Genomic DNA, 14,154 nt, shown 5'->3' with positions numbered 1-14,154 from the left:
TCCGCGCCAGATGCGTCACGTGATCGTCGGGTCGTTAAAGGAACAGGCGGCGCCAGGTCTCCGGCCCCGGGTAGCCGTCGGCCGCGCCGCCGCGCCAGCCCTGGGTGCGCTGGAACGCCTCGACGGCCCTGCGGTCGGCCTCGCCCCAGGCCGGACCCGGACCCTCGGTGTAGAAACGGCCGAAGCCCTTCTCGATCAGCCGCCGGCCGAGCCGGGTGACGTAGTCGTTGGCGGCGCCCGGCCGGAAGTAGTTCTTGCCGGGGTAGCCCGGGACCCCGTGCGAGGCGGGGACGGGCGTGGCCGTGGCGGCGGGCCTGATGTCCTTGCCCTTGCCGGTGGCGAGGAGTTCCCAGGTGCCCGGGCCGGGCAGGCCGTCGGCGGCGGCGCCGGTCCAGCCCTGGGCGAGCTGGAAGGCCCGGGTGGCCTGCTGGTCCGCGGTGCCCCAGACCGGACCCGGGCCCTTGGTGTAGTGGGCGCCGGCGCCCCGGGCGGTGAGCAGCCGGCCGAGCAGGGTGACGTACTTGTTGTCGGCGCCCGGACCGAAGTAGGCCGCGCCGGGGAACGGCACCGCCGTCTTCCCGGCCTCGGCGCCGGCCGTGCCCGGGTCCGCGATCAGGCCCTTGTAGCGGTAGGGGACGTATTTGGCGGAGTTGCTCCAGTAGGCGTAGGGGGTGGACTGGCGGCGGGCGTGCGGGGGTGTCTGCTCGTACGCCGTGTAAGCGGTGTGCGTGTAGTCCGTCCAGCCGCCGAAGATCACGACGTGGGAGCCCTTCTCGGGGTTGTCCGGGTTGTGGAAGAGCAGGATGTCGCCGGGCTGGAGCTCCGCCTTGGTGATCTTCGTGGCGAACTGGTCGAGGCTGCCCGTCCACTCGTTCCCGGTCAGCTTCCAGGCCATCGAGACATAGCCGGAGCAGTCCTGCCGGTATCCGTCCGTCCAGTAGAGGGACATGCTGTACGGCACCTGGGCGGTGACCCAGGTCTTGGCCCGGTTGATGATCTCGGTGCGGGTGACGGGGGGCGTGGTGACGGGGCCGTGGGCGGGCTTGCCGCCGGGGCCGTGCAGGGGGGACTTGGCGCCCTGCGGGGTGTCGGGCTCGCCGTCCGCGGGGGCGGTGGGCCGGTGGGGGGCCGGCGGGGTGCTGTGGGCGGCGGCCGTCGGGGTGCTCGCGGCGAGGGCGGCGGACGCGGCGGCGGCCACGACCAGGACGCCCCGGGCGGCCGGGTGTCCGCCGAAACGCCCGGGCAGCGGGTACGGGCCGACCCGCCGCCAGTGAACGCATCCGGGGCATTCGCAGTCGTTCGCGGGGTCGAATTCCTCGAATACCGGGGCCGGCATGCGATTCCCCTCACACTTCGTGTTGATATGTCCGGGACTGTACACATTGATCAGTTTCCCAACTGTCACCCCGGTGCGCATGCTGACGGTCCGAATGATGTACGGCAGGGGGCGGACGGGGGTCCCCCCGGTGGCCGCCGGTCGGGAGCACCGCCCTCCGTCGGGTAGAGTTCTCGCTGTCAGCAGGCGCCGCTAGCTCAGTTGGTTAGAGCAGCTGACTCTTAATCAGCGGGTCCGGGGTTCGAGTCCCTGGCGGCGCACAGACACACAGAAGGCCCTCCGCAGTAGCGGGGGGCCTTCTGGCGTACACCCCACCGGCCGCACCAGGCCGCTTCGGAACCATGTGCACCGTTATGTCAACTACCGACACGGTCGATCCACACAATCACCACAGGTTCCGCAATGAACACCTATGATCGGTAAACACCTTGTTTCGCTCTTGCGATCATGCTCGGCACCGTAGAACCCTGGATGTCCAAAGTGCCGATGATTCGCGGCACTTGGGGGGTAGGTAACCGGTTGCCAGATCTGCGGGGTTGAGGGGCCCCGGTCATGAATCGATGCCGAGGGGGGCATCATGCAACCGGATGGTCACGGTCCGTGTCCATATCCGTGGAACGACTGTGCCCCGCCATTGACGCGCCCGGCCTGATCGAGGGGGATCCGACCGGGCGGTGGGACCGACAGACACGCGCTGATCTGCGCGTGTGGGGGGATGACTCATGACGTCGACGCCGACGGGCGCCCGGCAGGAACAGGAACACGACCCGTCACAGCCATACGATCCGTCACAGACCACACAGCTCCGCGTACCCGCACACCGATCCACCACCGGCGCCCTGCGCCGGATCAAGAAGACACTGCCCAGATACGACTACGAGCACTACAGCAGGCTCGCCGGCCCCCTCACCCAGCCCGATCCGAGCACACCGTACAAAGTGCAGTACCGCTCCCTGCTCTCCCAGGAACCGCACCGCCTGCGCGCCGCCCTGATGCTGGGCGCCGCCCCGCTGCTCTCGCTGGTCCTGCTCACCTGGCTGCTGCAGCCCGAGCACTGGACCCAGCGCGACTACCCGGCCTACGACTTCCTGCCGGCCCTCGACATCGTGATGCTGGTGTCGATCGGCCTGATCGAGTTCTTCCGCTGCATGAACGTGCTGTCCAACGCACACGCCACCCTGGTGGCCCGCGACCCGGTCCCGGTGGTCCCGGAGACCGGCACCCGGGTCGCGTTCATCACCACGTTCGTGCCCGGCAAGGAACCGCTGGACATGGTCACCCGGACGCTGGAGGCGGCGGTCCGGCTGCGCCACCGGGGGCTGCTGCACATCTGGCTGCTCGACGAGGGCGACGATCCGGAGGTGAAGCAGGTCTGCGCGCGCCTGGGCGTGCACCACTTCACCCGCAAGGGCGTCGAGAAGTGGAACCGGCCCAAGGGCCCACACCGGGCGAAGACCAAGCACGGCAACTACAACGCCTGGCTGGAGGCGCACGGCGACGAGTACGACTTCTTCGCCTCCGTCGACACCGACCACGTCCCGCTGCCCAACTACCTGGAGCGGATGCTGGGCTACTTCCGCGACCCGGACGTCGGCTTCGTCATCGGCCCACAGGTGTACGGCAACTACGACACGTTCGTCACCAAGGCCGCCGAGTCCCAGCAGTTCCTCTTCCACGCCCTGATCCAGCGCGCCGGCAACCGCTACGGCGCGCCCATGTTCGTCGGCACCTCCAACGCCGTACGGATCAGGGCGCTCCAGCAGATCGGCGGCCTGTACGACTCGATCACCGAGGACATGGCCACCGGCTTCGAGATCCACCGCACCAGGAACCCGGCGACGGGGAAGAAGTGGCGCTCGGTGTACACCCCGGACGTGCTCGCGGTCGGCGAGGGCCCGAACGCCTGGACCGACTTCTTCACCCAGCAGCTGCGCTGGTCCCGGGGGACCTACGAGACGATCCTCAAGCAGTACTGGAAGGGCCTGTTCACGCTGTCCCCGGGCAAGCTCTTCAACTACACGATGATGATCATCTTCTACCCGATGTCGGCCCTCAACTGGATCCTCGCGGCCCTGAGCTGCGCGCTGTTCCTGGGTCTGGGCGCCTCGGGTGTGAACATCGACCCCACCGTGTGGCTGATGCTCTACGGCAACGCCTCCGCGCTCCAGATCGGCCTGTACATCTGGAACCGGCGGCACAACGTCTCCCCGCACGAGCCGGAGGGCTCCGGCGGGGTGGCCGGCATGGTGATGTCGGCGCTGTCCGCGCCGATCTACGCCCGCTCGCTGATGGACGCCGTGCTGCGCCGCAAGAGCAAGTTCGTGGTCACGCCCAAGGGCGAGTCGGCCAGCCCGGACACGCTGTTCGGCACGTTCCGGATCCACTGGTTCTTCATGCTGGTCTTCGGCGGCTCGCTCGCCGCCGGTTTCGTCGGCGGCCACGCGCACCCGGCGATGCTCACCTGGGCGACGCTGGCGCTGCTCATCACGGCGGCCCCGATCTTCGCCTGGCAGTACACGCTGCGCAAGGAGGGCAGGACACCCGCGGTCGCCGCCGAGCCGGAGGACGCGGTGCCGCCCGGGTACCCGCGCGCGGCGCACGCCCCGCAGCAGCGGCCCACCTGGGCACCCGCGGGCGGCGGCGGGAACCCGGAGGAGACCATGCGGATCGCGCTCGGCGGGCTGGGGGGACGTAAGGAATGACCGACCGTGCCGGCGGCCGCCGGGCTCGTCGTCTCGCGATCGGTACGGCGGTGGTGCTCGCCCTGGCCGGGATGAACGGGCCGTGGGTGTACCGCTTCGGGACCGAGGAATACCACCAGTACAAGATCAACAGACCGGAGTACAAGGCCGAGAACGGCCACTGGGACGTCATCGAGTTCCCGAAGGAGTACCGCCAGGACACCATCCACGCGGTACTCCTGCACACCGGAAAGGTGCTGCTGGTCGCGGGCTCGGGCAACAACCAGGACAACTTCGACGCGAAGATCTACGACAGCCGGATCTGGGACCCGGTCAAGGGCACGATCAAGAAGGTGCCCACCCCGGCCGACCTGTTCTGCACCGGCCACACCCAGCTCGCCAACGGCGACATCCTGATCGCCGGCGGCACCAAGCAGTACGAGAAGCTCAAGGGCGACGTCAAGAAGGCCGGCGGCGTCATGATCCTCTACAACGAGAACCCCGACAAGCCGATGACCCTGCCCCAGGGCACCCGGTTCACCGGCAAGGGGAACGGCAGGACGTTCCTCTCCGACGACTCGGTGCTGATCCCGCGCGCGACCAAGGTCTTCGACAAGAAGACCGGCCGGTTCCTGCGGAACAACCCCGGTTACGCGCGGGTCGTCGTCGAGGCACCGAAGGAGGGCACCCGGTACGAGACCGGCACCCAGGACAACTACAGCATCGAGGGACTGACCGGCGCCGACGCCCGCAACACCTACGGCATCGCCAACAAACTCGGCATGGACAAGCGGGACTTCGAGGGCATCAAGAACGCCTACGAATTCGATCCGGTCGCCGAGAAGTACATCAAGGTCGACCCGATGAACGAGGCCCGCTGGTATCCGACGCTCACCACGCTGTCGGACGGCAAGGTCCTCAGCGTCTCCGGGCTCGACGACATCGGGCAGCTGGTGCCGGGCAAGAACGAGGTCTTCGACCCGGCGACCAAGAAATGGACGTACACCAAGTACAAGCGCCAGTTCCCGACCTATCCCGCGCTGTTCCTGCTGCAGAACGGCAAGCTCTTCTACTCCGGCTCCAACGCCGGGTACGGGCCGGACGACGTCGGGCGCGACCCCGGGATCTGGGACGTGGACACCAACCGGTTCACGAAACTGGCCGGGCTCAGCGATCCGAACATGCTGGAGACCTCCGGGACCGTGCTGCTGCCTCCGGCGCAGGACGAGAAGTACATGGTCGTCGGCGGCGGCGGGGTCGGCGAGTCCGAGCTGTCCACGAACCGGACGCGGCTGATCGACCTGAAGGGCACCGACCCGAAGTTCGTGGACGGGCCCACGCTGGAGAAGGGGACGCGGTATCCGCAGATCTCGGTACTGCCGGACGACTCCGTGCTGGTGTCGGGCGGCTCCGAGGACTACCGGGGGCGCGGCGACTCCGACATCCGACAGGCGCGGATCTACGACACCGCCACGAACTCCTTCAAGCGGGTGGCCGATCCGCTGGTGGGGCGGGACTACCACTCCGGGTCGATCCTGCTGCCCGACGGCCGGGTCATGTTCTTCGGATCCAACCCGCTGTTCGCGGACAAGGCCGACACCAAGCCGGGAGTCTTCGAGCAGCGGATCGAGATCTACACACCGCCGTATCTCTACCGGGACTCACGGCCGTCGCTGAGCGCGGGGCCGGGGACCATCGCCCGGGGCGGATCGGGGACGTTCACCTCCCGGCACGCCTCGACCATCAAGAAGGTGCGGCTGATCCGGCCGAGTGCGACCACGCATGTGACCGATGTGGACCAGCGCTCCGTCGCGCTGGACTTCACGACGTCCGGGAACCGGATCACGGTGACGGTACCGAGGAATCGGAACCTCGTGCCGTCGGGGTGGTACATGGTGTTCGTTGACGACGATCAGGGGACGCCGAGTGAGGCGCGGTGGGTGAAGGTGCCTTAGCTCTCGGTGCCGTGGCGCTCCCGCATGTTCTGCCTTTGGCTGCGGGAGCGCTGTGGCTTGTCGCGCGGTTCCCCGCGCCCCTAAGTGTCCGACCCCTGGGCGAGTTTCAGAGCGTAGGTCGGCCACCAATTGCCCGCCTGGGGGCCTCCCTTGCAGGTGCCGTCCGATTCGCCTGGGCGTTTTACCCACAGGTAGGCGTCCGCCAGGGGGTCTGCCGTCTTCGTGGTCGGCGTTTCCCCCAAGGCGCGGCCCGGCGGGTTGCACCACCGCTCTTCCGGATTCCCGCCCGTGTACGGGCCGTTGCCGTTTCTGCTGGTGTCGATGACGAAGTGTTTGCCGCCCACCTTCTCCGAGAGCTGCTTGCCGTAGGCGATGGAGTCCTGGGTGGAGTAGAAGTTGGAGACGTTGACCGCGAAGCCGTCCGCCTCCGTGATGCCCGCCTGTCGGAGGGGCTGGTAGATCTGGTCGGGGTGGCCCCAGCCGGCGTTCCCGGCGTCCAGGTAGACCTTCGTGTTCTTGAGGGACTTGAGCTTGGTGATCGCGGAGCGCAGCAGGTCGTAGCGTTCCTCGGCGAACTGGGCCTGGGTGCAGCCGTCGACGAGGTGCAGTACGGCGTCCGGTTCGAGGACGACGGTCGCGGGGCGGTCCTGGATACCCCGGGCGACCCCGTCGATCCACGCCCGGTACGCGTCGCCGTCGGCCGCGCCGCCCTGGCTGTACTGGCCGCAGTCGCGGTGCGGGATGTTGTAGAGGACCAGCAGGGCCGTGCGGTCGGACTTCTGCGCGGCCTCGGTGAAACCGCGTGCCTCCTGCTCCGGGTTCTCCGGGCCGATCCACTCACCGGTCGGCTGCTGCGCCATCTTGCGGATCTGCCCGGCGTCGGTGTCCTTGCCGGCCTTCGCGTAGGCCTTCACCTGGCGGGCCGCGTTGGAGTCGGGGTTCACCCAGAACGGGTCCGCCGCCTTGGGCTGTTGGGTGATCGCCGCGCCCGGATCCGCGGCGTCCGGCCGGTCGTCGCCGCCCCCGCCCGAGGAGCAGCCGGCGAGCAGCAGCACCGCTCCCAGCGCCCATGTCCAGGCCGGCGGCCGGGCCCCCCTGCTGTCGTACATCCAATTCCCCCCTGGGTGCACTTGGCCAGGCCCCAATCGTGACATACCCACCGCACTCGCCACGAGATCGCCCGGCCTTGTCGGTGAGCTGTTACAGCCCGGGGCGGCGGATGAGGAGGAGGCTCGGCGGGCGCGAACCTGGGCCCGGGCGCGGGTTCCCCTCCGGAGTCGCTTGCGGGCGGCCCAGGTGCGTCCGGTGCGGCTGCTACACGGCGGTCCCGGTGAGGTACGCCGAGACGACCACGTTCGCCGTGTAGCTGTGGGTGGTCCGGTCGAAGGTGCCGCCGCAGGTGATCAGCCGGAGTTCGGCGCGGCCCGACTCGCGGGCGCCGTAGGCCTGTTGGGCGTCGAAGTGGTCGCGGGGCAGCACCCGTACGTCGTCGATGGTGAACTCGGCGACCGTGCCGTCGGCGCGGACCACGCGGATCGTCTCGCCGGGGCGCAGGGCGCTGATCTTGTAGAAGACCGCGGGCCGGGTCTCGGTGTCGACGTGCCCGACCAGGAGCGCGGTGCCGGCGGCGCCCGGTTCGGTGCCGGAGCCGTACCAGCCGACCACGCCGGGCTGGTCGAAGGGCGGTGGGTCGATCCCGCCCTTGCCGTCGAGGCCGCGGGCGACCACGGGGGCCTGCACGCCCAGGTCCGGGATGTCGATGCGCTCGGGCGGGGCCGAGTCCAACGGCTTGGCGGCGGGCGGGAGTTCGGCGCCGACCGGGCGGCCTACGGCAGCCACGTCACCCGTGGTGGGGCCGGATATGCCATCGGGCACCTCGGTCACCCCGCGGCCCCACAGCCACAGCCCGAGCAGCAGGATCGCCCAGGCCACGCCGGTCAGCAGCCGCCCGGTGCCGGCGGGTCGTTCGGTGTCGTCGTCGGGCATCGTCGTGCTGTCTCCTCAGCGTGGGCCGTGGCTCCGCCGGGCGCCCAGCATCCCGACGGCGGCCGCGGCGAACCCGGCGAGAACGAGACCGGTGACCGCCTGGGCGGTGTCGGGACCGGTCGAGCGGGGGTCGACCGAGGCGAGCGGGGCGGTGCCGCCGCCGCCCGCGTGCACGGGCGCGACCGGTGTGGCGGGCAGCACGCCGGACCCGTCCGGCTGCCCGGTCTGGGACTGCGCGAGGGACGACTGCCCTACGACGGTGACGGTGCCGCTGACGACGGCGCCGGCGCAGGTGACCTTCACGTCGTAGGTGCCGGCGCCGATGGTGGAGCGGACCTGGCTCTGGCCGGCCAGGGTGCCGTCGTAGCCGCCGAGGCCGGCGTCCGAGACGAAGGCCGCCGAGGAGGCGGTGCCGGTCGTACCGGAGCAGCCGCTCACCCGCAGCGCCACGACGGAGCCCGGGGCCGGGGAGGCCGGGGTCACGGTGACTCCCCGGCCGTCCGCCGCATGGGCGGCCGCCGGGGAGAGGCCGGCTGCGCAGGCCAGGAGTCCGGTACAGAGAGTGAGGCGAAGTGAGCCCATCGTGAACCTCCAGATATCTGGAGGCTCCCCCGCACCGGGCACCTCCGCATCCTCGGGGGGCGCCTTGTTGCTCCGTACGAGTGAGATCAGGTTTGGTGCCCGACCCGTCGGACGGGGCTCGGGCCGCGATTCAGATCCGGTCGACGAGGTCCGCGATCGAGTCCACGACCTCGGAGGGCCGGAACGGGTAGCGGTCGACGTCGTCCGGCTGGGTGACGCCGGACAGCACCAGGAAGGTGCGCATCCCGGCCTCCAGACCCGCGAGGACGTCGGTGTCCATCCGGTCGCCGATCATCGCGGAGGTCTCCGAGTGGGCGCCGATCGCGTTGAGCCCGGCCCGCATCATCAGCGGGTTGGGCTTGCCGACGAAGTACGGCTCCTTGCCGGTCGCGGCGGTGATCAGCGCGGCGACCGAGCCGGTGGCGGGCAGGTCGCCCTCGACGGACGGGCCGACGTTGTCGGGGTTGGTGGCGATGAACCGGGCGCCATCGTTGATCAGGCGCACGGCCTTGGTGAGCGCCTCGAAGGAGTAGGTGCGGGTCTCGCCGAGGATCACGAAGTCGGGTTCGTGGTCGGTGAGGATGTACCCGATGTCGTGCAGCGCGGTGGTCAGGCCGGCCTCGCCGATGACGTAGGCGCTGCCGCCGGGCCGCTGGTCGTCCAGGAACTGGGCGGTGGCCAGGGCCGAGGTCCAGATGTTCTCCACCGGCACGTCCAGGCCCATCCGGCGCAGCCGTGCGTGCAGGTCACGGGCGGTGTAGATGGAGTTGTTGGTGAGGACCAGGAAGGGCCTCTCGGAGTCCCGCAGCTTCTTCAGGAAGGCGTCCGCTCCGGGGATCGGGACGCCCTCGTGGATGAGGACCCCGTCCATGTCGGTGAGCCATGACTCGATGGGCTTGCGGTCTGCCATGGGGTGCGTCTCCTGGCGTGCGGATGGCGTACATGGGGTCATGCGGTCATGCGGTCATGCGGGAACCGCGGGCGCCGGAACCACGGCGTACCGACGCCCCCAGCCTAGTCAGGACTGCGTGAACGCGACCCCGTCGGTCGCCTCGGGCCGAAAGGCTCAGCTGCCGGTGACGGACTTCCAGGCCTCGACGTACGACGTGAGGTTCTTGTCGATGTCGTTCCAGTCCGGCGCGAAGATGTCGACGCCGTCCATCAGCTTGGTCAGCGCGATGGCGTTGGCGTCCACGGCCTTGACGTCGGTACGGGCGCTGAAGCCCCCGCCGATCGAGCTGACCTCCTGCTGCTGCTTGCGCGCGAGCATGAAGTCGAGGAGTTTCCTGCCGTTCTCGGTGTGCGGGGCGCCCGTGAGCAGCCCGGCCGCGTAGGGCAGCGCGAACGTGGTGGGCTTGCCGCCCTGGGCGGCTGGGAACCAGATGCCGAGGTCGGGCATGGTCTTGGACTGGGCGTGGTTCATCTGGACGTCGCCGTTGGCGACCAGCAGTTCGCCCTTGTCCACCTTGGGGGCGAGCTTGCCGGTGGAGGCGGACGGGCCGACGTTGTTGGCCTGGAGCTTCTTCAGGTAGTCCAGCGCCTGCTGTTCGCCGCCGAAGTCGTGGACGGCCTTGATCAGTACGGCGGTTCCGTCACCGGCGACACCGGGCGTGGAGTACTGGAGCCTGTTCTTGTACCTGCCGTCGAGCAGTTCCTCCCAGGTGGTCGGGGCCTGCTTCAGCTCCTTCTTGTTGTAGACGAACCCGAAGTAGTTGTCGACGACGGAGGTCCAGGTGCCGTCGGCGGCCTTGTCGGCACCGCCGACCAGCTCGGAGTCCTTCGGCTCGTACTTCTGCAGCAGGCCCTTGCGGTCGGCCTGCTGGACGAAGGGCGGGAGGGTGACCAGGACGTCGGCCTGCGTGTTGCTCTTCTCCCGCAGGGCGCGCTGCACCACCTCGCCGGAGCCGCCCTCGACGTACTTGACCTTGATACCGGTCTGCTTCTGGAAGTCGGCGAAGACCCTGTCGTACCAGCCGTCGTTGTTCTCGCCCTTGAGGCCGTCGGCGCTGTAGACGGTGACGACCTTCTCGTCGGCGGCGGCCGAGGAGCCGCCGCAGGCGGAGAGCAGCGGGGTGGCCAGGAGGGAGACGGCTACGGCGATCTTGAGCGGGTTTCTGGGCATGGCGAGGCCAACTCCTTGCGTCGGTAAGGGTTCTGGATCAGCGATCAGTGAGCCGTGATCAGTGAGCCGTGATTGCTGATCAGTGATCTGTGATCAGCGGTACGAAGCGCGGTTGCGGATGCGGGAGACCGCGAACAGGGCGATCAGGGTCGCCGCCATGAGGACCACCGCGAGGGCGGAGCCGACGAACAGGGCGCCGCGGTCGGTGGCCGAGTAGATCAGGACGGGAAGCGGGGTCCAGTCGGGCGGATAGAGCATCATCGTGGCGCTCAGCTCACCCATGGAGAGGGCGAAGCAGAGTCCGGCGGCGGCGGTGAGGGAGGGCAGGAGGAGCGGCAGCCGGACCCGCAGGAGCACGTGGGCGGGCCGGGCGCCCAGGGAGGCGGCGGCCTGTTCGTACGCCGGGTCGAGACGGGTGACGGCGGCCGACACCGACTGGTGGGCGAAGGCGGTCACCAGCACGGTGTGGGCGAGGATCACGATCCACCGGGTGCCGTTGAGCAGCATCGGCGGCTTGGAGAAGGCCACCAGGAGCGCCAGCCCGACCACCACCGACGGCACGGCGACCGGCAGCACGAACAGGGCGTCGACCAGGGCCTTGCGGCGCCTGCCGAGTTCGTGGGCGGCGAGCGCGGCCCAGGTGCCGACGGCGAGCGCGAGCAGACTCGCGACGACGGCGGTGACGAGGCTGGTGGTGAGTGCCTGGAGGGCGTCTCCGCCGGTGGCGGAACGGAAGTTGCCGACGGTCGCCCCCGAGGGCAGGACGCCGGACCAGTGAGTGGCGAAGGAGGCGCCGAGGACCACGAGCAGCGGGAGGGCGAAGAGCGGCAGGAACAGGACGAGGAACACCGCCCACACCGCCCACCTGGCCTTGCGGCTATGCACCAGCACGACGGCTCACCATCCGGTAGAGGCCGTAGAGACCTGTGGAGATCAGGACGTTGACGACGGCGACGACACAGGCGCCCGGATAGTCGGACTCCAGGATCGCCTTGCTGTAGACGAGCATCGGGAGGGTGGTGACCCCCTTGGCGCCGGTGAACAGTACGATCCCGAACTCGTTGAGGCACAGCACCAGCACCAGGCTCCCGCCGGCCGCGAGCGCGGGCAGCGCCTCGGGGAGGATCACCTGCCGCACGATCCGGGGCGCCCGCGCCCCCAGGCTCGACGCAGCCTCCAGCTGCGCGGTGTCGAGCTGCGAGAACGCGGCGAGCAGCGGCCGCATCACGAACGGCGTGAAATAGGTGACCTCGGCCAGCAGCACCCCCCAGGGGGTGGTCAGGAACTGGAAGGACCCGATGATCCCGGTCGTGCCGTAGAGGAAGAGCAGGGCGAGGGTGATCAGGAAGGAGGGGAAGGAGAGGTAGACGTCGACGAAGCGGGCGACGGCTCCGGCCCCGGGGAAGGGGACGAAGGCGATGACGAGGGCGAGCACGAAGCCGAGGACCAGGCACCCGACGGTGGAGGAGACGGCGATCCAGACGGTGGTCCACAGAGCGTTGCGGAACGACTCGGAGGCGAAGACGTCGGCGTAGGGCCGGAAGGAGGTGCCGCCCGTGTCCGGGTGCACGGACTGCTGGACGACGAGGGCGAGCGGATAGAGGAAGAAGAGGCCGAGCAGTGCAACAGGCGGCAGGAGCAGCGCGCCCCGCCAGGGGCGCGGGGCTGTACTCGATTTGCGGCTGCCGCCGCGTGGGCGCGACAAGCCCCCACCGGCCCGCGGCCTGGAAACGACCTCAGTCACGGCCGACCCCCGCAGGCAGCAACACGGCATCCTCCGAGGCGAAGTGCAACGCCACTTCATCCCCGAACCCCGGCGGATCCTTCAACTCCCGCAGATCCGCCATCACCGAATGCCCGCCCACCTCGACATACAGCCGATGCGTGGCACCGCGCCACTGGATCTCCCGTACGACACCCGAGAGCTGATTGGGCCCCTGCCCCAGCCCCACCAGATGCGGCCGCACACACAACGTGGCCCGGGCCCCGGAGACGGCCCCCGCCGTATCCACCTTCACCGCGGCCCCCGCGAAGTCGACGCCTCCCGCCCCCACGGTCACCGGCAGCAGATTCGCCCCGCCCACGAAGGACGCCGTGAACTCGTCGGCGGGCGCCCGATAGAGCTCTGCCGGCGTCCCGCACGCCCGCAGCCGCGCCCGGTCCATCACCGCGATCCGGTCCGCCAGCGTCAGCGCCTCGACCTGGTCATGAGTGACGTACAGGATGGACACGTCCGGCAACTCACGGTGCAGTCGGGCCAACTCCGCGAGCATCCCGGACCGCAGCCGCGCGTCGAGCGCGGACAGCGGCTCGTCCAGCAACAGCACCTCCGGCCGGATGGCCAGCGCCCGCGCGATGGCGACCCGCTGCTGCTGCCCGCCGGACAGCTCGCGCGGATAGCGGCGCGCGTACGCCGCCATCCCGGTCATCTCCAGTGCCTCGGCGACCCGTTCGCGGGTCTCGCCCCTGGGCGTCCTGCGGGCCTTGAGTCCGAAGGCCACGTTGTCGGCGACCCGCAGGTGCGGGAACAGCGCGTACTGCTGGACGACCATCCCGATCCCCCGCCGGTACGGCGGCAGGTCGGTGACGTCACGGTCGCCGAGGAACACCCGCCCCGAGACGGGCCGTACGAACCCGGCGACCGCCCGCAGCGCGGTGGTCTTGCCGGAGCCGGACGGCCCGAGCAGGGCCATCACCTCGCCGGGCGCGACGGTGAGGTCGAGGGAGTCGAGGACGACGTTCCCGTCGTAGGCGACCGTGACGGAGTCGAAGCGGATACCGCTGGTCATGCGAGCACGCCCGGCAGGCCCGCGACCGAGTCCAGCACATGGGTGGCCCCGGCCGCACGCAGCGCGTCCGCGTCGTGCGCCCCGGTCAGCACCCCGGCGACCAGGCCCGCTCCGGCCCGGACGCCGGTGAGCATGTCGTAGGAGGTGTCGCCGACGACGGCGACCTGACGGACGTCGTCGGCGGCGGCCGTGCGCAGCAGCGCGGTGAGGACCATGTCGGGGTACGGCCGCCCGCGGCCCCCGGCGTCGGCGGGGCAGAGGGTGAGCGGCACCAGGTCCTGCCAGCCGAGGGCGGCGAGGATCGCGTCCTGGGTGGTGCGGGCGAACCCGGTGGTGAGGACGACGGTACGGCCGTCCCCCCGGAGTTTCTCGATGGTCTCGCGGGCACCGGGCAGGGCGTGCACCCTGCCGCTGTCGACGAGTTCGGCGTAGGCCGCCTCGAAGGCCCGGTTGGCCTCCTGGGCCCTGGCCTCCTCCCCGAACAGGTGCCGGAAGACGGAGATCTTGGACTCGCCCATGGTGGCGCGGACGTAGTCGATCATCCGGTCGGGGTCCGCGCCCAGATGGCGGGCGGCCGCCGTGAACGCCTGCTCGACGAGCCCGCCGTCCGCGACGGTCGTACCGGCCATGTCGAGCACGACGAGTCGGATGTCCTCGGCCGTCTCAGCCATGTCGTTCCTCTCTGTCATGTCTGCCATGTCTG

The 14,154-nt window shown here is 69.9% G+C and carries 12 protein-coding genes and 1 tRNA gene; 3 read left to right on the top strand and 10 right to left on the bottom strand.

Annotation, left to right across the window (positions count from 1 at the left end; genetic code table 11):
* Positions 1 to 34: 34 nt before the first annotated feature.
* A complete protein-coding gene (locus ABZ642_RS32765; RefSeq protein WP_360490465.1) occupies positions 35 to 1,336 on the bottom strand; it encodes a peptidoglycan-binding protein in 1,302 nt (433 codons plus the stop codon).
* A 186-nt stretch (positions 1,337 to 1,522) separates the two neighbouring features.
* Here ABZ642_RS32765 and ABZ642_RS32760 point away from each other — a divergent pair.
* From ABZ642_RS32760 to ABZ642_RS32750, 3 genes are all read left to right on the top strand, one after another.
* Positions 1,523 to 1,596, top strand: a tRNA-Lys gene (locus ABZ642_RS32760).
* A gap of 462 nt (positions 1,597 to 2,058) precedes the next feature.
* Positions 2,059 to 4,038 (top strand): glycosyltransferase family 2 protein, encoded by a 1,980-nt coding sequence (locus tag ABZ642_RS32755; protein ID WP_360490463.1) that lies wholly within the window; start codon positions 2,059 to 2,061, stop codon positions 4,036 to 4,038.
* On the top strand, positions 4,035 to 5,972 hold the full coding sequence (locus ABZ642_RS32750; RefSeq protein WP_360490461.1) for a kelch motif-containing protein: 1,938 nt from the start codon (positions 4,035 to 4,037) through the stop codon (positions 5,970 to 5,972). Before ABZ642_RS32755 ends, ABZ642_RS32750 begins: the two co-directional genes overlap by 4 nt.
* Positions 5,973 to 6,052: 80 nt before the next feature.
* On the opposite strand, the gene ABZ642_RS32745 is transcribed toward ABZ642_RS32750, so the two are convergent.
* From ABZ642_RS32745 to ABZ642_RS32705, 9 genes are all read right to left on the bottom strand, one after another.
* Positions 6,053 to 7,081 (bottom strand): glycoside hydrolase family 6 protein, encoded by a 1,029-nt coding sequence (locus tag ABZ642_RS32745; RefSeq protein ID WP_360490459.1) that lies wholly within the window; start codon positions 7,079 to 7,081, stop codon positions 6,053 to 6,055.
* Between the two features lie 205 nt (positions 7,082 to 7,286).
* Positions 7,287 to 7,958 carry a class F sortase gene (locus tag ABZ642_RS32740; RefSeq protein WP_360490457.1) on the bottom strand — a complete coding sequence of 224 codons (672 nt, stop codon included), beginning with the start codon at positions 7,956 to 7,958 and terminating at the stop codon, positions 7,287 to 7,289.
* Between the two features lie 15 nt (positions 7,959 to 7,973).
* Positions 7,974 to 8,540 carry a hypothetical protein gene (locus ABZ642_RS32735; RefSeq protein ID WP_360490455.1) on the bottom strand — a complete coding sequence of 189 codons (567 nt, stop codon included), beginning with the start codon at positions 8,538 to 8,540 and terminating at the stop codon, positions 7,974 to 7,976.
* A gap of 130 nt (positions 8,541 to 8,670) precedes the next feature.
* On the bottom strand, positions 8,671 to 9,450 hold the full coding sequence (locus tag ABZ642_RS32730) for an HAD-IIA family hydrolase (RefSeq protein WP_360490453.1): 780 nt from the start codon (positions 9,448 to 9,450) through the stop codon (positions 8,671 to 8,673).
* Positions 9,451 to 9,606: 156 nt separating this feature from the next.
* Positions 9,607 to 10,662 carry a 2-aminoethylphosphonate ABC transporter substrate-binding protein gene (locus ABZ642_RS32725; protein ID WP_360490451.1) on the bottom strand — a complete coding sequence of 352 codons (1,056 nt, stop codon included), beginning with the start codon at positions 10,660 to 10,662 and terminating at the stop codon, positions 9,607 to 9,609.
* Between the two features lie 93 nt (positions 10,663 to 10,755).
* Positions 10,756 to 11,553: an ABC transporter permease subunit gene (locus ABZ642_RS32720; protein ID WP_360490449.1), complete on the bottom strand. Its 798-nt coding sequence runs from the start codon at positions 11,551 to 11,553 to the stop codon at positions 10,756 to 10,758.
* On the bottom strand, positions 11,540 to 12,406 hold the full coding sequence (locus tag ABZ642_RS32715; RefSeq protein WP_360490447.1) for a 2-aminoethylphosphonate ABC transporter permease subunit: 867 nt from the start codon (positions 12,404 to 12,406) through the stop codon (positions 11,540 to 11,542). Before ABZ642_RS32715 ends, ABZ642_RS32720 begins: the two co-directional genes overlap by 14 nt.
* Positions 12,399 to 13,451 (bottom strand): ABC transporter ATP-binding protein, encoded by a 1,053-nt coding sequence (locus ABZ642_RS32710; protein WP_360490445.1) that lies wholly within the window; start codon positions 13,449 to 13,451, stop codon positions 12,399 to 12,401. Before ABZ642_RS32710 ends, ABZ642_RS32715 begins: the two co-directional genes overlap by 8 nt.
* On the bottom strand, positions 13,448 to 14,122 hold the full coding sequence (locus tag ABZ642_RS32705) for a phosphonatase-like hydrolase (RefSeq protein WP_360490443.1): 675 nt from the start codon (positions 14,120 to 14,122) through the stop codon (positions 13,448 to 13,450). The genes ABZ642_RS32710 and ABZ642_RS32705 overlap by 4 nt, the downstream gene beginning before the upstream one ends.
* Positions 14,123 to 14,154: the final 32 nt, after the last annotated feature.

It is taken from the genome of Streptomyces sp. NPDC007157, assembly GCF_040634235.1.
Classification (GTDB): domain Bacteria; phylum Actinomycetota; class Actinomycetes; order Streptomycetales; family Streptomycetaceae; genus Streptomyces.
The sequence above is the reverse complement of the archived record's forward strand: the minus strand, read 5'-3'. Positions and strand labels throughout refer to the sequence as shown.

What these genes read in the sequence shown, in the direction of transcription:
- ABZ642_RS32705 (WP_360490443.1), bottom strand. Translation starts at nt 14,122, where the DNA reads ATGGCTGAGACGGCCGAGGACATCCGACTCGTCGTGCTCGACATGGCC.
- ABZ642_RS32735 (WP_360490455.1), bottom strand. Translation starts at nt 8,540, where the DNA reads ATGGGCTCACTTCGCCTCACTCTCTGTACCGGACTCCTGGCCTGCGCA.
- ABZ642_RS32730 (WP_360490453.1), bottom strand. Translation starts at nt 9,450, where the DNA reads ATGGCAGACCGCAAGCCCATCGAGTCATGGCTCACCGACATGGACGGG.
- ABZ642_RS32750 (WP_360490461.1), top strand. Translation starts at nt 4,035, where the DNA reads ATGACCGACCGTGCCGGCGGCCGCCGGGCTCGTCGTCTCGCGATCGGT.
- ABZ642_RS32725 (WP_360490451.1), bottom strand. Translation starts at nt 10,662, where the DNA reads ATGCCCAGAAACCCGCTCAAGATCGCCGTAGCCGTCTCCCTCCTGGCC.
- ABZ642_RS32710 (WP_360490445.1), bottom strand. Translation starts at nt 13,451, where the DNA reads ATGACCAGCGGTATCCGCTTCGACTCCGTCACGGTCGCCTACGACGGG.
- ABZ642_RS32740 (WP_360490457.1), bottom strand. Translation starts at nt 7,958, where the DNA reads ATGCCCGACGACGACACCGAACGACCCGCCGGCACCGGGCGGCTGCTG.
- ABZ642_RS32765 (WP_360490465.1), bottom strand. Translation starts at nt 1,336, where the DNA reads ATGCCGGCCCCGGTATTCGAGGAATTCGACCCCGCGAACGACTGCGAA.
- ABZ642_RS32755 (WP_360490463.1), top strand. Translation starts at nt 2,059, where the DNA reads ATGACGTCGACGCCGACGGGCGCCCGGCAGGAACAGGAACACGACCCG.
- ABZ642_RS32745 (WP_360490459.1), bottom strand. Translation starts at nt 7,081, where the DNA reads ATGTACGACAGCAGGGGGGCCCGGCCGCCGGCCTGGACATGGGCGCTG.